Origin of the sequence: Streptomyces sp. CB01881, assembly GCF_002953255.1 — a bacterium.
In the GTDB taxonomy this organism is placed as follows: domain Bacteria; phylum Actinomycetota; class Actinomycetes; order Streptomycetales; family Streptomycetaceae; genus Kitasatospora.
The window spans coordinates 8,242,899-8,258,704 of record NZ_CP026498.1 but is presented as its reverse complement, the minus strand read 5'-3'; the positions used below and the strand labels follow the sequence as shown (position 1 = coordinate 8,258,704).

At 74.1% G+C, this 15,806-nt stretch carries 15 protein-coding genes and 2 tRNA genes; 2 read left to right on the top strand and 15 right to left on the bottom strand.

The window, feature by feature from the left end:
* Positions 1-24: 24 nt before the first annotated feature.
* The gene (locus C2142_RS26025) at positions 25-1,464 is read right to left on the bottom strand and encodes an MFS transporter (protein ID WP_148645183.1); all 1,440 of its coding nucleotides are present in this window, start codon (positions 1,462-1,464) and stop codon (positions 25-27) included.
* A gap of 102 nt (positions 1,465-1,566) precedes the next feature.
* Between C2142_RS26025 and C2142_RS26020 the strand changes: the two genes are divergently transcribed.
* Positions 1,567-2,487, top strand: coding sequence for a helix-turn-helix transcriptional regulator (locus C2142_RS26020; protein WP_148645182.1), 921 nt, complete (start codon positions 1,567-1,569; stop codon positions 2,485-2,487).
* A gap of 146 nt (positions 2,488-2,633) precedes the next feature.
* Here the strand turns inward: C2142_RS26020 and C2142_RS26015 are convergent.
* The 8 genes from C2142_RS26015 to C2142_RS25980 form a co-directional block, all read right to left on the bottom strand.
* Positions 2,634-2,706: transfer RNA gene (locus tag C2142_RS26015), tRNA-Ala, on the bottom strand.
* A gap of 37 nt (positions 2,707-2,743) precedes the next feature.
* Positions 2,744-2,816, bottom strand: a tRNA-Ala gene (locus C2142_RS26010).
* Positions 2,817-2,940: 124 nt separating this feature from the next.
* Positions 2,941-3,588 (bottom strand): histidine phosphatase family protein, encoded by a 648-nt coding sequence (locus C2142_RS26005; RefSeq protein WP_148645921.1) that lies wholly within the window; start codon positions 3,586-3,588, stop codon positions 2,941-2,943.
* The gene (rsfS, locus tag C2142_RS26000) at positions 3,585-4,055 is read right to left on the bottom strand and encodes a ribosome silencing factor (protein WP_148645920.1); all 471 of its coding nucleotides are present in this window, start codon (positions 4,053-4,055) and stop codon (positions 3,585-3,587) included. Before rsfS ends, C2142_RS26005 begins: the two co-directional genes overlap by 4 nt.
* A 139-nt stretch (positions 4,056-4,194) precedes the next feature.
* On the bottom strand, positions 4,195-6,069 hold the full coding sequence (locus tag C2142_RS25995) for a LytR C-terminal domain-containing protein (protein WP_148645181.1): 1,875 nt from the start codon (positions 6,067-6,069) through the stop codon (positions 4,195-4,197).
* 19 nt (positions 6,070-6,088) lie between these two features.
* Positions 6,089-6,721, bottom strand: a complete 633-nt coding sequence (gene nadD / locus C2142_RS25990; RefSeq protein ID WP_148645180.1) for a nicotinate-nucleotide adenylyltransferase — start codon at positions 6,719-6,721, stop codon at positions 6,089-6,091.
* 153 nt (positions 6,722-6,874) lie between these two features.
* Positions 6,875-7,033: a hypothetical protein gene (locus tag C2142_RS25985; protein ID WP_174315743.1), complete on the bottom strand. Its 159-nt coding sequence runs from the start codon at positions 7,031-7,033 to the stop codon at positions 6,875-6,877.
* Positions 7,034-7,243: 210 nt separating this feature from the next.
* Positions 7,244-7,390 carry a hypothetical protein gene (locus C2142_RS25980; protein WP_174315742.1) on the bottom strand — a complete coding sequence of 49 codons (147 nt, stop codon included), beginning with the start codon at positions 7,388-7,390 and terminating at the stop codon, positions 7,244-7,246.
* A 316-nt stretch (positions 7,391-7,706) separates the two neighbouring features.
* Between C2142_RS25980 and C2142_RS25975 the strand changes: the two genes are divergently transcribed.
* Entirely contained in the window at positions 7,707-8,789 is a 1,083-nt protein-coding gene (locus C2142_RS25975; RefSeq protein WP_148645179.1) for a M48 family metallopeptidase, read from the top strand.
* 71 nt (positions 8,790-8,860) lie between these two features.
* Here the strand turns inward: C2142_RS25975 and C2142_RS25970 are convergent, their stop codons facing one another.
* From C2142_RS25970 to obgE, 6 genes are all read right to left on the bottom strand, one after another.
* Positions 8,861-9,922, bottom strand: a complete 1,062-nt coding sequence (locus C2142_RS25970) for a hypothetical protein (protein ID WP_148645178.1) — start codon at positions 9,920-9,922, stop codon at positions 8,861-8,863.
* 104 nt (positions 9,923-10,026) lie between these two features.
* Entirely contained in the window at positions 10,027-10,620 is a 594-nt protein-coding gene (locus tag C2142_RS25965) for a hypothetical protein (RefSeq protein ID WP_148645177.1), read from the bottom strand.
* 89 nt (positions 10,621-10,709) lie between these two features.
* A complete protein-coding gene (locus C2142_RS25960) occupies positions 10,710-12,032 on the bottom strand; it encodes a glutamate-5-semialdehyde dehydrogenase (RefSeq protein ID WP_148645176.1) in 1,323 nt (440 codons plus the stop codon).
* A gap of 83 nt (positions 12,033-12,115) precedes the next feature.
* Positions 12,116-12,643, bottom strand: coding sequence for a hypothetical protein (locus tag C2142_RS25955; RefSeq protein ID WP_148645175.1), 528 nt, complete (start codon positions 12,641-12,643; stop codon positions 12,116-12,118).
* A gap of 132 nt (positions 12,644-12,775) precedes the next feature.
* On the bottom strand, positions 12,776-13,912 hold the full coding sequence (gene proB / locus C2142_RS25950; RefSeq protein ID WP_174315741.1) for a glutamate 5-kinase: 1,137 nt from the start codon (positions 13,910-13,912) through the stop codon (positions 12,776-12,778).
* 391 nt (positions 13,913-14,303) lie between these two features.
* On the bottom strand, positions 14,304-15,782 hold the full coding sequence (gene obgE / locus C2142_RS25945) for a GTPase ObgE (RefSeq protein ID WP_148645174.1): 1,479 nt from the start codon (positions 15,780-15,782) through the stop codon (positions 14,304-14,306).
* Positions 15,783-15,806: the final 24 nt, after the last annotated feature.

Below are 15,806 nucleotides of genomic sequence, written 5' to 3'. Positions count from 1 at the left end.
TCCACTAATCCGTTGTCGCAGGCCCTACCCCGCGGACCGCCGGGTGCGGGCGGCGAAGACCACGGCGAGCGCGACGGCGCCCGCGATGACGGCGGTGGTCACCAGCAGCGCGTGCCCGGAGTCGCGGGCCGGCGCCGGCAGGTCGACCCCGCCGAGGAAGACCGAGCCGAGCACCGCCACCCCGACCACCTGGCCGAGCTGGATGACCGTCACCATCACGCCGCTGGCGTCCGCCGCGTCCGCCGGGGCGACACCCCCCAGCGCCCGGGCGAACAGCGGCGCGTACCCGCAGCCCGCGACCAGCCCGAGCACGGTCATCAGCACCAGCGCCACCGGGCCGATCTCCGCACCGCCGCCCAGCAGCACGCCGAGCAACAGGTAGCCGGGGGCGAGCAGGACGGTGGCGAGCACCGGCAGGACGCCGTGCAGCCGGGCGGGCAGCCGCTGCCAGTGCAGGCTGGAGACCCCGAAGCCGACCGCGACCGGCGCCGAGCAGAGCCCGGCCCGCAGCGCGCTGTGGCCGAGCCCGGCCTGCTGGTGGAGGGCGAAGGAGAACAGGAAGCCCGCGAAGGCCGCCATGATCATGAACAGGCCGCCCGCCGCCGGCCGCAGCCCGGGTGCCCGCAGCACCCGGCCGGAGATCAGCGGCTGGCCGCCGCGCCGGGCGATCCCGCGCTCGACCACGGCGAACACGGCGAACAGGACGGCGCTGCCGGCGAGCATCGCCCAGCCCCAGGCCGGCCAGCCCAGCTCGTGGCCGAGCACCAGGGGCACCACCAGCAGCCCGAGGGCCGCACCGAGCACCACCAGGCCGGGGATGTCGAAGCCGCGGTCGCGGTCGCCGGGCAGCTTCGGCAGCAGCCGGGCGCCGGCCACCAGCAGGGCGAGCCCGATCGGCACGTTGACCAGGAACACCGGGCGCCAGCCCGTGCCGAACAGGTCGGCGCTGACCAGCACCCCGCCGACCACCTGGCCGATGGCCATGCCCCCCGCCAGCACCGCCGAGTAGAGGCCGAGCACCCGGGTGCGGGCGGCGCCGGTGAAGGTCTGCTGGAGCAGGCTCATCACCTGGGGCACCATCAGGGCCGAGCCGGCGCCCTGGAGCAGCCGGAAGGCGATCAGCCAGCCGGTGGCCGGGGCGAGGCCGCAGGCGAGCGAGGCGGCCGTGAAGACGGCCAGGCCGAGCTGGAACAGCCGGCCGTAGCCGTGGCGGGCGCCGAGCCGGGCGCCCGTGATGAGCAGCACCGCGTACGCGATGGTGTAGCCGGCGATGACCAGCTGGAGTGCGGCGCCGGAGGCGTGCAGGTCGGTGCGGATGGTCGGGACCGCGACGTTGACGATGGAGACGTCCAGGACGGCCATGAACTGGCCGCAGAGGACGAGTGCGAGGAGCAGCCCGGGCCGGGCGGCCGGGCCGGGGGTGGTGCTGCCGGCCACTCCGGGCCGGATCTGAAGGTCCGTCATGGATCCAGCGTGCGGCCGGGCCGGTACTGGTGGTTAGAGCCTGCTGATCCTGGTACTGGCAGCACCTGTCTGGGCCGCGCGGTCTGCGGCACGATGGCGGGTATGACCATCGTGGACGACCACACCGTCACCCCCGCCGGGCCCCGCCGCCAGGACCGCCGCCGGACGGAGCTGGCCCGGTACCTGAAGGCCTGCCGGGCCCGGATCACGCCCGAGGACGTCGGCCTGCCGCCCGGCCTGCGCCGCCGGACGCCGGGGCTGCGCCGCGAGGAGGTGGCACAGCTCGCCGGGGTGGGGGTCACCTGGTACACGTGGCTGGAGCAGGGGCGGCCGATCAACGCCAGCGAGCAGGTGGTGCTGGCGGTGGCCCGGGCGCTGCGGCTGGACGGCACCGAGCGGAAGCACCTGTTCCGGCTGGCCGGGGTGTCCGCCGCCACGCTGCCGTCGGGGCCCGAGCCCCTGGTGCTGGACCCGTCGACCCAGGTCATCCTCGACGCGCTGGCGCCGCTGCCGGCGGCGGTCTCCAACACCCGGTTCGACGTGCTGCTGTACAACCGGCCGTACGAGTCGCTGTTCGGCACCAACCGGGTCCGCACGGACACCGGCCGGTTCAACAGCATCTGGTGCACGCTGCTCGCGCCTCCGTGCTGCAACCCCTTCCTGAACCGGGAGGAGGCGCTGCCCCGGATGGTCGCGGTGCTGCGCTCCGCCTACGGCAAGCACGTCGGCGAGCCGGCCTGGGAGGAGCACGTCCAGAAGCTGTCGGCGCGCAGCGCGCTGTTCCGGGAGCTGTGGGAGCGCCAGGAGGTGGCGCCGCCGGAGACGTGGCTGCGGGTGTTCAACCACCCGAAGGTCGGGGCGGTGCGGCTCAACGCCTCGTACCTGACGATGCCCGGGGTGCCGGAGACGTACGTGGTGGTCTACGTCCCGGAGGGGGCGCAGGACCGTGAGCGGATCGTGCAGCTCTCCGCGCTGCCGCCCGGCGGCTGGCTGCGCCCCTGCCACCAGTCCGGCTACGAGTGAGTCCGGCGACGGGTGCCCGGGACGGCGGCGGCGGGCGCGTCCACGGACGTCCCGGAAGAGGTGCCCGCCGGGACATACCCCCGGAGGCGGCGCCCCGGGAACGCCGAAGGCCGCCACCCGGTGGGTGGCGGCCTTCCTGCTGTCTGTGGAGCTGCGGGGAATTGAACCCCGGACCTCTTGCATGCCATGCAAGCGCTCTACCAACTGAGCTACAGCCCCGCGACACGCACGGCCCTCGCGGACCGCAGGTGCGGAGTGGAGCTACGGGGAATTGAACCCCGGACCTCTTGCATGCCATGCAAGCGCTCTACCAACTGAGCTACAGCCCCGCACTCACCGGATTTCCCGCTTCCCGTTTTCCGGTCTGCGTTTCCTCCGTGCGAACGAGGAAGACTCTAACTGGTCAGGCCCGGAACTGCGAAATCCGCCCTCGCAGGACCCCTCCGGCGTCCCTCAGGTGTCGTCGCCGATGACCGGCTGCGGCAGGGTGCCCGCGTTGTGCTCCAGCAGGCGCCAGCCGCGCGTGCCCCGGCCCAGCACGGACCAGCAGCAGTTCGACAGGCCGCCGAAGCACTCCCAGAGCTCGGGCTCCAGGCCGAGCAGCCGCCCGAGCATGGTGCGGATGGTCCCGCCGTGGCTGACCACCACCAGGGTGCCGTTCTCCGGCAGCTTCCCGACCGCGTCGAGCACCACCGGCACCGAGCGGTCGGCCACCTCGGTGGAGAGCTCGCCGCCGCCGCGGCGGACCGGCTCACCCTGCGCCCAGGCCGCGTACTCCTCGGGGAAGCGTTCGCGGATCTCGGCGTTGGTGAGCCCCTGCCAGGAGCCGGCGTAGGTCTCGCGCAGCCCCTCGTGGTGCTGCACGTCCAGGCCGGTGACCGTGGCCAGCTCGTCGGCGGTGCGCCGGGCGCGCTGGAGGTCGGAGGAGATCAGCAGGTCGGGGCGCAGGCCGGAGAGCAGCCGGGCCGCCCGCTGGGCCTGCAGGACGCCCTGGCCGGTCAGCTCGATGTCCGTGGTGCCCTGGAAGCGCGATTCGAGGTTCCAGGAGGTCTGGCCGTGCCGCCAGAAGACGATGCGCGGACCCCGCGCGTCCCGGCTCAGCTGTAGTCCTCGGCGCCGAAGTCGTCCGCCGGGGCGGCCTCGGCCGGCGAGACGGCGTTGCCGGCCTCGTCGGTGTGCGCGTCGGGGCGGTTGCGCGAGGCGAGCGCGTCGGCCGGGAGCGGGAGCTCGGGGCAGTCCTTCCAGAGGCGGTCCAGGGAGTAGAAGGAGCGCTCCTCGGCGTGCTGGACGTGCACCACGATGTCCAGGTAGTCGAGCAGGATCCAACGGCCGTCGCGCTCGCCCTCGCGGCGCACCGGCTTGATGTCCAGCTGCTCGCGCAGCTGGTCCTCGATCTCCTCGGCGATCGACTTGACCTGGCGGTCGTTGTTCGCGGAGGCGATCAGGAAGGCGTCGGTGATCGACAGCACCTCGCTGACGTCGAACGCGATGATGTTGTGCGCCAGCTTGTCGGCCGCGGCCTGGGCGGCGACGGTGATCAGGTTCTGGCTGTGCTCGGTGGCGGTCACGGTGTTCTTCCGGCTCGGCTGCTTGGGGGCGATGCCCGGCACGCGGCCGGGCATCGCCTTCCAGGATCTCACGCCGCCCGGGCGGCCCCGGAACCGTTTTCCCGGCCCGCCCGGCCCGCCCGTGCCGGGCGGGGCCGCGCTACTGGGCCTTCGGCGGCTGGTAGTCCTTGCCGAGGACCACCACCAGGTCGGCGTTCTGCGCGTCGGTGACCTTCTTGGCCGCGGTCTCCGGCAGGTTGAGGCTGATCGCCAGGGACTTCGCCGCGGCCTGCCGGGCGTCGTCGGTGTAGCGGATCTCACTGGCCGCCTGCGGCGTGCTCTTCGCCCCGCCGGGGATGAAGGTGAGGCCCGCGTTGACGACCTGGACCTGTGCGGCGGCGGCCGCCTGGTCGTTGCCGGTGGCGTCCTGGATGGAGACCCGGGCCGGGGCGTCGCCGGTGGTGGCGGACTTCACCGTGCTGCCGAGGACGTCCTTGACCTGCTTGCCGGCGGTGGCCTCGTCCAGGGAGCCGTCCGCCTTGACGGTCAGCGCGCTGGTGCCGAGGTGGCCGTCCTTGGCCTGCTGGGCGAGCTGGACCAGCACCCCGGCCAGGGCGTCCTCCGGCAGCGACGGGTCGAGCACCGCGTTCATCCGGTGCACGTCGTCCTTGGCGTCCTTGAACTCGGTCGGCATGGTGCGCACCACCGCGTCCATCACCTGGCCGAACCGGGCCAGCTGGGCGTCCCGGTTCTCGCCGGGCGCCTGGAGGGTGGCGTAGGCGACCGCCGCCTTTCCGCTGAGCAGGGTGTTCTTCCCGGCGGCGGCGAGCAGCTTGCCGTCGGCCTTGCCGCCCTCGTGGGTCTCGGCGTTGGTGTCGACCCGGACGCCGCCGAGCTGGGCGACCAGCAGTTCCAGGTAGGGGGTGTCCAGCCGCCAGGTGCCGGCCACCGGGGCGCCGAGCACGGTGGCGAGGCCGTCGCGGGTGGCGGACGGGCCAAGGCTGTCCATGGCCTGGCCGACGGTGGTGACCGGCGGGTCGCCGGGGCCGGGCAGCCGCAGGGTGTCCGGCAGCAGCAGCACGGTGCCCTTGTGCCCGGCGGAGTCGTTGACCAGCAGCGCGCTGGAGACCTTGCCCGTGAGGTCGCGCAGGTGCACCACGTTGACCTGGCGCGGGCCGGCCGCGCTCGCCGCGCTCTGCTTGTCCTCGCCGGTGAACCAGAGGTAGCCGCCGGCACCGGCCGCCGCGAGCGCCAGCACCACGCCGGCGCCGATCAGCCGGGTGCGCAGCTTGCGACGGCGCTCGGCGCGCACCTCGCTGCGGGACTCGGCGAACTTCAGCCAGTCGATGACGTCCTCGGACTCCTCCGCCTCCTCGTCGACGAAGGTGAACTCGCCGGTGGCGTAGTCGTCCTTGGGGGTCTTGCCGGCGCCGCCGGTCCTGGCCGCGCGGCTCCCGCCGACCTGTTCGGACGGCGGCTCGGGCCGGGCGGGCGCGTCGGCGGCCGCGGCGGCCGGCCGGGGCGTGCGCGGGCGCGGCGGAGCCGGGGCGGCAGCGGGGGCCGCCCCGGCGGGCGCGGCGTCCGGCCCGGTGACGACCGGCGCCGCCGCGTACTGCTGGGGCTGCTCGTACGGCTGGTAGGCCTGCTGGTACTGGTCCTGGCCCTGCTGGCCGGGGTAGCCGGCGTAGCCGTCCTGCCCGTACGGCTGCTGGACCGGCTGCCCGTACTGGTCGTACTGCTCGTACGGCTGCTCGTACCCGCCGCCCTGCCGGGGCTGCTCGTACGGCTGGTAGGCCTGCTGGTACTGGTCCTGCCCCTGCTGGCCCTGCTGGCCCGGGTAGCCGGCGTAGCCGTCCTGCCCGTACGGCTGCTGCACCGGCTGCCCGTACTGGTCGTACTGCTCGTACGGCTGGTCGTACGGCTGCTCGTACCCGCCGCCCTGCACCGGCTGCCCGTACTGGTCGTACTGCTGCTGCCGGTGCTGCGGGTACTGCCCGGTGGACCAGTCGTCCTGCGGTCCCCTGCGATCGCTCATCGGTCGGCCCCTCCGGGGATCAGGTCCGGTGCGGCGCGTAGAGCGCCCGCTTGTCGATGTAGCGGACCACGCCGTCCGGGACGAGGTACCAGACCGGCTCGCCCTTGGCGACCCGGTTGCGGCAGTCCGTGGAGGAGATGGCCAGCGCCGGGACCTCCACCAGGGAGACCCCGCCCACCGGAAGCCCGGCGTCCGAAAGAGTGTGCCCCGGCCGGGTGCAGCCGATGAAGTGGGCGAGCGAGAAAAGCTCCTCGGAGTCCCGCCAGGAGAGGATCTGGGCGAGCGCGTCGGCGCCGGTGATGAAGAAGAGGTCGGCGTCCGGGTGCATCGCGCGCAGGTCGCGCAGGGTGTCGACGGTGTACGTCGGGCCCTCGCGGTCGATGTCGATCCGGCTGACCGAGAACTGCGGGTTCTCCGCGGTCGCGATGACCGTCATCAGGTAGCGGTCCTCGGCCGGCGTGACGTGCCGGTCGGTCTTCTGCCACGGCTGCCCGGTGGGAACGAAGACCACCTCGTCCAGGTGGAACGCGCTCGCCACCTCACTGGCGGCGACCAGGTGCCCGTGGTGGATCGGGTCGAAGGTGCCGCCCATCACGCCGAGGCGCCTCTTCACCGGTGCCGGTCCGCCGGGATTCCCGGCCTGCTCTCCCATGCCGCGATACCTTACGCGACGCCCGTTACGGTGCGGGAACGCCCGGGTGCGGGCCCCGGGACAGGCCGGGAGATGCGTGAGGGAGCGGCCGGCGCACCTGCCGGACGCTCCCCCGGGCGGCCCGGAACGGGCTCGGCCGTCCCGGAAAGCGGCTCAGCGGTCCCGGTTGAAGCGGGTGGTCACGTAGAGCATCACCAGGAGGATGAACAGCGCGGCGCCACCCGTCAGGTACGGGTTCAGGCTTTCGTGGTTGCCCCCCTCGCCCTCGGAGGCGAGCAGGTTCAGGACGGGAAGTGCGGCGGCAGTGCTCATGGTCGGCGGACCTTCTCGGCTCGGATGACGGACCAGGGGGTGGTACGGGCCGGTGAGGGCCCACCCGTCATCGTACGGGGGCCTACAAGGCAACCGCTCGGCGGCCCACCGCGTCTGATCCGGTGTGAGCCGGGCCCCGGTGCTGCGGGGCCCGGTCGCCCGGTGCCCGGAGGGCCGGAAGGAGGTGCCCGGTGAACTGCCCGAGGGGGCTCAGTTGTTGCGGCCGGCCCGCAGCAGGATCCAGGCCAGCAGGCCGACGCCGACGAACGAGGCCACCACGATGATCCGCAGGAAGAGCCCGGGGCCGTTCTCCGTGGAGATCGGGCCGGCCAGGCTGACAAGGGCGTCGGTGGACATCTGCGGGCTCCTCGGACTGCTCGGTACCGCGGCCAGGTGTGGTCTCGGCTCTCCAGGTCATTCAGGGTAAACCGGCCTCACACCCGCGCCGCCCACCGCCCCCTCCGGCCCCGTCCGCGCCGCGCACCGCACCGCGTTCCCGGGGCGGGCCGGGGGTGCGGCCCGGGGCCCGCCCCGAACGGGCGCCGGGCCGACGGGGCGGTCGCGGGGACGAGTACGCAACCGCGGACGTTGCACAGACAGTCGTTGCAGGCGAAGACCAGCGGGGGCCGGCCAGCGGCCGGGGCCGCCGTCGACCAGGGAGGTACTCACACCCATGACCGACACCACCGAGAAGGCGCCCAGCCGGCGCCGTCAGCGCTTCCCGGAGATCTCCACCCGGGCCTGGGAGCACCCGGCGGACCGTTCCGCCCTGGTCGCGCTGCGGAAGCTGACCGGATTCGACGACGTGCTGAAGAAGCTCGCCGGCCTGGTCTCCGAGCGCTCGATCCGGCTGATGTTCCTGGCCACCGCCGTGAAGACCTCCGAGCGGCAGTTCCCCGAGCTGTACAACATGGTGCGCGACGCCGCCTACGTGCTGGACCTGGAGAAGGTCCCGGACCTCTACGTCAGCCAGGACCCGACGGTCAACGCGTACTGCATCGGCATCGACACCCCGATCATCGTGGTCACCAGCGGCCTGGTCGAGCTGCTCGACGAGGAGGAGCTGCGCTCCGTCATCGGCCACGAGGTCGGCCACGCGATGTCCGGCCACGCCGTCTACCGGACGATGCTGCTGATCCTCACCAACATCGCCGCCCGGATCGCCTGGGTGCCGCTCGGCAACCTGGCGATCATGGCGATCGTCACCGCGCTCAAGGAGTGGTTCCGCAAGGCCGAGCTCTCCAGCGACCGGGCCGGCCTGCTCGCCGGGCAGGACCTCCAGGCGTCCATGCGGGCCCTGATGAAGCTGGCCGGCGGCCACAACCTGGCCGAGATGAACGTCGACGCCTTCCTGGAGCAGGCCGAGGAGTACGAGAAGGCCGGCGACCTGCGCGACGGCGTGCTCAAGCTGCTCCAGGTGCTGCCGCAGAGCCACCCGTTCGCGGTGGTCCGGGTCGCCCGGCTGAAGAAGTGGGCGGAGAGCGACGAGTACCGCTCGATCCTGGCCGGCGCCTACCCGCGCCGCACCGACGACCCCGACGCCTCGGTCGGCGAGCAGTGGAAGGCCGCCGCCGACCACTACAGCAGCTCGGTGAAGGAGAGCAAGGACCCGCTGATGGGCCTGATCCGCGACGTCGCCGGCGGCGCGGCCACGGTCGGCGGCAAGCTCCGCGACACCTTCGCCGGTGCCGCACGCGGCAACGGCTCCGCGCCCCGCGACGGGCAGGACGGCCACGGCTCCCGCGACCAGAACTGACGCCTCCCCGCCCGACGGCCCCCGGCCACCGCCGGGGGCCGTCGGCGCGTCCGCTCCCGGTACCGGGCCGCTCAGCCGCCCGCCAGCACCGCGCAGACCTGCCAGGCCGGGCGGGCGTGGTTGCCCGGGTCGACCGCCGTCGGCGCGGGCGCCGCGGTGCCGTCCGGCCCGGCCAGCACAGGCTGGACGAAGGCCGCCAGCGAGCCGGTGCACGGCACCGGCCCGGCCTGGAGCACCGAGTCCACCAGCCGCAGCTGGGCGGAGGCCAGGTCGATCCGGTCGAACTGGAAGGTCAGCTGCCGCCGCACGGTCTCCAGCGTCACCGGTGCGCCGCTCGGCGCCCCGGCCGGCTTCAGCGCGTAGACGAAGGTGTGGTCGGTGGTGATCTGCAGCGTGCCGCTGTCCGCCTCGTCGATCCGCATCGCGCCCACCACCTTCACGCTGTCGGCCGCCAGCGCGACCTGCGCCGGGTCGAAGCGGACCACCCAGCCGGTCAGCGCGTGGTGGCGGTCGTCGACGGGCTGGGCCACGCTCGTGTCGAACTGGGCCTGCTCGCCGGGCGTGACGAAGGCCCGCACATCGGCGGTGGCCCCCTGGACCAGGGCCGCCGGCGCGAGCGAGGAGGCCACCAGGTAGCGCTGCACGGTGTCGAGCGCCTTGGTCACCTCGACCCTGCTGAAGTGCTCGGTGGCCGCCCCCGCGGGCGTCCCGAGACCGATGGCGCCGTCGCTGTAGCCGGCCGGCAGCGCGGCGAACGGACTGGCCGGGTCGGCGACCGGCCGGACCGCCGAAGCCGGGCTCAACGCCACCAGGCTGACGGTCAGTTGACTGCCCTCGGGGCGCGCGGTCTGCCGGTTCGGAGCGCTGACGCCGAAGTACACGGCGGCCGCGAAGGCCAGCAGGATCAGCAGCAGCAGCGCGAGCGCCTGCCGCGGCACGGTGCCCAGCGGTCCGAGCCGCACGCGCGTCCGGGTCGCCCGGCCGAACGACCCGGCCAGCCGCTCCCGGGCGGACAGCTCCTGGATGCGGGCAGCCCGGACGAACGATTCGTCGAACACGACGGACCGGTACTCGTCCTCGTTTCCGGAACCACCGTCGGGCGCACCCTCCGGAGGCTCTCGCGGGTCACCCATGACACCAGGGTAAGACGCACCGGCACCCCTCCACGAGGGCGCCCGCGTACATTCCCGGGGGCACCGCGTCACCGCCCACCCCGGGGCGCACCACCCTCAGCGGATCAGCCCGCCGGTGCCGTGACCACGAGCGACGGCTCGGCCGGCGAGGAGGCCGGATCGGCCCCGACGCTGCTGCTGCCGGACTCGGGCCGCCGGGGCGTGCCGCCGCCGGCCCCGCCCACGCCCTGGTAGACCGCCGCGACCGCCACCGCGACCAGGCTCACGCCCATGATCACGGCTAGCACCCAGGCCACCGGCCGGTGCCAGCGCTGCTGGGCGACGTAGCGCCCGCTGGACGCCCGCACCGGATCGTAGCCGCCGGCCCGGCCCCACCGGCGGGTCCGGCGCCCGGCCGCCCGGCCGGGGCCCGACCACGGGTCGGGGTAGAGGCGGTCGTCGTCGAGCCCGCTCGGGTACGGGCGCAGCTCCAGCGGGAGCCCGTCACCGACCGGGACGTCATAGCCCCAGCCCGCCACCGCCGCGTCCGGCTCGAACCGGGCCTCGGCGGCGGCGAGCTGCCGCTCCTTGGCCGTCGGCTCGTGCACGGCGGCGGAACGGACGAAGGCCTCATCGAAGACCACGGTGGCGAACTCGTCGTCCGCACCACCGTGGTCGGCGCCGTCGGGGTACGGCAAGCCCCCCACATCCTCAGCCACGGATTCAGCGTATTACCGGGCGGGCGTTTTGTCTGTGGCTCCTCGCAGTTGGTCCGTCACACGTGTGACGGACCGCCGTGCGGCCGGGCTCAGCCAGCGTCGGCCGCGCCGCCCACGGTCTGCGTCGCCTCGCCCCGGACGTGCCCGTCACCAGTGACGATGTACTTGGTGCTGGTCAGCTCGGGCAGGCCCATCGGGCCGCGGGCGTGCAGCTTCTGGGTGGAGATGCCGATCTCGGCGCCGAAGCCGAACTCACCGCCGTCGGTGAACCGGGTCGAGGCGTTGACGGCGACCGTGGTGGCGTCGACCAGCTGGGTGAAGCGGCGGGCAGCGGCCTGCGAGGTGGTGACGATGGCCTCGGTGTGGCCGGAGGACCAGCGGCGGATGTGCGCGACGGCGGCGTCCAGCGAGGGCACCACGGCGGCCGCCAGGTCGTAGGAGAGGTACTCGGTCTCCCAGTCCTCCTCGGTGGCCGGCACGACGGTGGCGGGCGAGCCCTCGGCGGCCTTGAGCACCGCGTCGTCGCCGTGCACCGTGACCCCGGCGCCGGCCAGGGCGGCCAGCGCGAGCGGCAGGAAGGTGTCCGCGATGTCCTGGTGGACGAGCAGGGTCTCGGCGGAGTTGCAGACGCTGACCCGCTGGGCCTTGGAGTTCAGCAGGATGCCGACGGCCATCGCCGGGTCGGCCTGCGCGTCCACGTAGACGTGGCAGTTGCCGGTACCGGTCTCGATCACGGGCACGGTCGAGCCCTCGACCACGGTCCGGATCAGCGAGGCGCCGCCGCGCGGGATCAGCACGTCCACCAGGCCGCGGGCGCGCATCAGCTCCTGGACGGAGTCCCGGCTCTCGCCCGGGACGAGCTGGACGGCGTCGGCGGGCAGGCCGGCCGAGGCCACGGCGTCGCGCAGCACCGCGATCAGCGCGGTGTTGGAGCGGTACGCGGAGGCCGAGCCGCGCAGCAGCACCGCGTTGCCGGACTTCAGGCAGAGCGCGGCGGCGTCCACGGTGACGTTGGGCCGGGCCTCGTAGATGATGCCGACGACGCCGAGCGGCACCCGGACCTGCCGGACGTCCAGGCCGTTGGGCAGGGTGTAGCCGCGGACCACCTCGCCGACCGGGTCGGGCAGGCCGGCCACGTCGCGGACGTCCGAGGCGATCGCGGCGATCCGCTCGTCGGTGAGGGTCAGCCGGTCGATCACCGACTCGGCGGTGCCGGCCGTGCGGGCCCGCGCGACGTCCTCGGCGTTGGCCGCGGTGATCTCGGCGCTGCGGGCCACCAGGGCGTCCGCGACCGCCAGCAGCGCGGCGTCCTTCGCCCGGCGCGGCAGCGGGGCGAGCGCGGCGGCGGCCTCCCTGGCTCGGCGCGCTACGGCGAGGACGGGGCTGTCGGCGGTGGCGAGGTCGCTGGTCATGCGCCAAGGGTAGCGACTGCACGACCCCCGCCCGCCGGGTATTTCGCCCGGTGAGACGCCGGGCCGGGCCCGGTGGCGGGGGCTCAGTACGGGTGGACGCCGCCCAGGTGCGGGGGCGGGTCGCCGAAGCCCTCGGCGACCCGCTTGTGGTAGGTCGCCCGGTCGACCACCTCCAGGCCGACGATCTCCCACGGCGGCAGCTTCGCCGTCGCCTTGTGCTCGCCCCACAGCCGCAGCGCGATCGCCGCCGCGTCGTGGAGGTCCCGGGCCTGCTCCCAGTAGCGGATCTCCGCGTGGTCGGCGGCGTAGCGGGCGGTCAGGAAGAACGAGTGGTCGTGTGCCAGCCGCTCCAGCCCGGCCCGCAGCTCGGACAGCGGGGTGACCTGCCCGGAGACGCTCAGCACCACGTGCCAGAGCCGGGCCTGCTCGGGCACGGTGGGCGGGTCGCCCTCGCCCCGTTGGTCCGGCCGGACGCCGCGCACCGGGCCGGACCCCTGGGGCGGCACACCGGCGGGTCCGGCGCCGTCCTCGCTCCCGCGTCCGCCGTCGATGCTGGTCAGCCGCCGGCCCGCCGTTCCTCCGGTCAGCGCTGCCTCGCGCCTGCGTTCCACCGGCGGCCTCCTGTTCGGCGATGTCGTGTCGTCGTGCCCGCCGGCCCCGGCCCGGCGTGTACGGCTGAGCCCTCCTCGCCCGCGGCCGGGCGTTCACCCCGTGCGGTGCCGCCCGTGCCGCCCGCGGCAGGGTCAGCCGCGCAGGACGACCAGGTCGTCGCGGTGGACGACCTCCCGCTCGTACGCGGCGCCGAACTCCTGGGCCAGGTCGCGGGTGGACCGGCCGAGCAGGCGGGGCAACTCCCTCGCATCAAAGTTGACCAGTCCGCGCGCCACGATGTGGCCGTTTTCGGCAAGAAGGTCGACCGGATCGCCCGCGGCGAACTCGCCGTCGACCTTGGTGACCCCGGCCGGCAGCAGTGAGGCGCCCCCGGAGACGACCGCCTCCACCGCCCCGTCGTCCAGGTGCAGGGAGCCCCGCGGGCTGCTGGCGTGGGCCAGCCAGAGCAGCCGGTCGGAGGAGCGGCTGCCGGTGCGCAGGAACAGGGTGCCGGTGGGCCGGCCGGCCAGCGCGTCGGCGGCCTGGCTGGCGGCGGTGAGCACCACGGGGATGCCCGCGCCGGTGGCGATCCGGGCCGCCTCGACCTTGGTGACCATGCCGCCGGTGCCGACGCCGGCCTTGCCCGCGCTGCCGATCTCGATGCCGTCGAGGTCGTGCGGGCCGGCCACCTCGGCGATCCGGCTGGTGCCGGGGCGGCTCGGGTCTCCGTCGTAGAGGCCGTCCACGTCGGAGAGCAGCACCAGGAGGTCGGCCCGGACGAGGTGGGCGACCAGTGCGGCCAGCCGGTCGTTGTCCCCGAACTTGATTTCGGCGGTGGCGACGGTGTCGTTCTCGTTGACGATCGGCATGGCGCCCATCGCGAGCAACTGGTCGAGCGTCCGGTAGGCGTTGCGGTAGTGGGCGCGGCGGCTGGCGTCCTCGGCGGTCAGCAGCACCTGGCCGACCCGGATGCCGTACCGGGCGAAGGAGGCGGTGTAGCGGGCGACCAGCAGGCCCTGGCCGACGCTGGCGGCGGCCTGCTGGCGGGCGAGGTCCTTGGGCCGCCGGTCGAGGCCGAGCGGGGCGAGGCCGGCCGCGATGGCGCCGGAGGAGACCAGGACCACCTCCGGGGAGTCCGGGCGGCTGCGGATCTTGGCGAGCGCGTCGACCAGGGCGTCGACCCGGTCGGCGTCCAGGCCGCCGGCCGCCGTGGTGAGTGAGGAGGAGCCGACCTTGACGACGATCCGCCGGGCGGTCAGCACCTCCTCCCGCAGTGAGTCCTCGCTCATCTCGCTGTACGCCCTTCCGGTGTGTTGCGGACAACGGCGGAGCCGGGCCCTGCCGTCATCCGCAATCTACGCGATCGGCGCAGTCCGCCCGCAGGGCATTTCACCGGCTGGACCCGGCCCGGCCGCGGCGTCGCCACGGGGCGGCCGGCAACCGGGCCGCACGGAACGGCCCCTGACCGGACGTCAGCCCGGAGGGGCGGAAGGGCGCAGGGGCGGCCTCCCGCCCGTCGCACCCGTGCCTGCGGCCCCTTACGGGCCGGGCGGGGGGCGGGACCGGGACCGTCTCCCCCTCGGCGGAGTGACGTCTCACCCGTCAGGTGGAACAGCGCGGCCCCGCCACCCGGGACGGTGGCGGGGCCGCGCTGCGGTTCAACGCTGCGGTTCAGGCTGGTCAGTCCTCGTCGTCGTCGCCCTCGATGGCCGCCTGGCGGCCGCTGGAGAGCGCCTCGAAGGCGAGGAACTCGGACTCGGCCGCGTCCCGGCCCTTCTGCTTCTCGCGGCGGCGGTCGACCGCCGGGCGCGGGTTCTCGAAGCGGTGGTCCTCACCACGGCGGCCGAGCATCTCCGCACCGGCGGCCATGGTCGGCTCCCAGTCGAAGACGACGGCGTTCTCCTCCGGGCCGATGATGACGGTGTCGCCCTCGTGGGCGCCGACCTTCCAGAGCCTGTCCTCGATGCCGAGGCGGGCCAGCCGGTCGGCGAGGTAGCCGACGGCCTCGTCGTTGGAGAAGTCGGTCTGGCGGACCCAGCGCTCCGGCTTGATGCCGCGGATGCGGTAGGCGCCGTCCTCCTCGGTGATGGTGAAGCCCTCGTCGTCCACGGCCGTCGGCCGCAGCACGATCCGGGTGGACTCCTCCAGCGGCTTGGCGGCCCGGGCCTCGGCGACGATCTGCGCCATCGCGAAGTTCAGCTCGCGCAGGCCCTTGCGGGAGGCGGCGGACACCTCGAAGACGCGGTAGCCGCGCTCCTCCAGCGAGGCGCGGGTGAGGTCGGCGATGTCCTGGCCGTCCGGCACGTCGATCTTGTTGAGCGCCACCAGGCGCGGCCGGTCTTCCAGGCCGCCGTACTGGGCCAGCTCGGCCTCGATGGTCTCCAGGTCGGTCAGCGGGTCGCGGCCGGGCTCCAGGGTGGCGCAGTCCAGCACGTGGACCAGTACCGAGCAGCGCTCGACGTGCCGCAGGAACTCCAGGCCGAGGCCGCGGCCCTGGCTGGCGCCCGGGATCAGGCCGGGGACGTCGGCGACGGTGTAGACGGTGTCGCCGGCGGTCACCACGCCGAGGTTGGGGATCAGGGTGGTGAACGGGTAGTCCGCGATCTTCGGCTTGGCGGCGGAGATCACCGAGATCAGCGAGGACTTGCCCGCGCTCGGGTAGCCCACCAGGGCCACGTCGGCGACGGACTTGAGCTCCATGACGATGTCACGGGATTCGCCGGGTTCGCCGAGCAGCGCGAAGCCGGGCGCCTTGCGGCGGGCCGAGGCCAGCGCCGCGTTGCCCAGGCCGCCGCGGCCGCCGGCGGCGGCGACGAAGCTGGTGCCGTGGCCGACCAGGTCGGCGAGGACGTTGCCCTGCCGGTCCATCACGACGGTGCCGTCCGGCACCGACAGCACGAGGTCCTGACCCTCGGCGCCGGTCCGGTTGCCGCCCGCGCCGGGCTTGCCGTTGGTCGCCTTGCGCTTGGGCGAGTGGTGGTACTCCAGCAACGTCGTGATCTGGGCGTCCACGGTCAGGATGACGCTGCCGCCCTCCCCGCCGTTGCCGCCGTCGGGGCCTCCCAGCGGCTTGAACTTCTCCCGGTGCACGGAGGCGCAGCCGTGGCCCCCGTTACCCGCGGCGACGTACAGCTCGACGCGGTCCACGAAGGTGGTCATGGGTGTGCCTCCAGTGCGAAGAAA

What these genes read in the sequence shown, in the direction of transcription:
- nadD (WP_148645180.1), bottom strand. Translation starts at nt 6,721, where the DNA reads ATGGGAGAGCAGGCCGGGAATCCCGGCGGACCGGCACCGGTGAAGAGG.
- proB (WP_174315741.1), bottom strand. Translation starts at nt 13,912, where the DNA reads ATGAGCGAGGACTCACTGCGGGAGGAGGTGCTGACCGCCCGGCGGATC.
- C2142_RS25975 (WP_148645179.1), top strand. Translation starts at nt 7,707, where the DNA reads ATGACCGACACCACCGAGAAGGCGCCCAGCCGGCGCCGTCAGCGCTTC.
- C2142_RS25960 (WP_148645176.1), bottom strand. Translation starts at nt 12,032, where the DNA reads ATGACCAGCGACCTCGCCACCGCCGACAGCCCCGTCCTCGCCGTAGCG.
- obgE (WP_148645174.1), bottom strand. Translation starts at nt 15,782, where the DNA reads ATGACCACCTTCGTGGACCGCGTCGAGCTGTACGTCGCCGCGGGTAAC.
- C2142_RS26020 (WP_148645182.1), top strand. Translation starts at nt 1,567, where the DNA reads ATGACCATCGTGGACGACCACACCGTCACCCCCGCCGGGCCCCGCCGC.
- C2142_RS25970 (WP_148645178.1), bottom strand. Translation starts at nt 9,922, where the DNA reads ATGGGTGACCCGCGAGAGCCTCCGGAGGGTGCGCCCGACGGTGGTTCC.
- C2142_RS25985 (WP_174315743.1), bottom strand. Translation starts at nt 7,033, where the DNA reads ATGAGCACTGCCGCCGCACTTCCCGTCCTGAACCTGCTCGCCTCCGAG.
- C2142_RS25995 (WP_148645181.1), bottom strand. Translation starts at nt 6,069, where the DNA reads ATGAGCGATCGCAGGGGACCGCAGGACGACTGGTCCACCGGGCAGTAC.
- C2142_RS25980 (WP_174315742.1), bottom strand. Translation starts at nt 7,390, where the DNA reads ATGTCCACCGACGCCCTTGTCAGCCTGGCCGGCCCGATCTCCACGGAG.
- C2142_RS26025 (WP_148645183.1), bottom strand. Translation starts at nt 1,464, where the DNA reads ATGACGGACCTTCAGATCCGGCCCGGAGTGGCCGGCAGCACCACCCCC.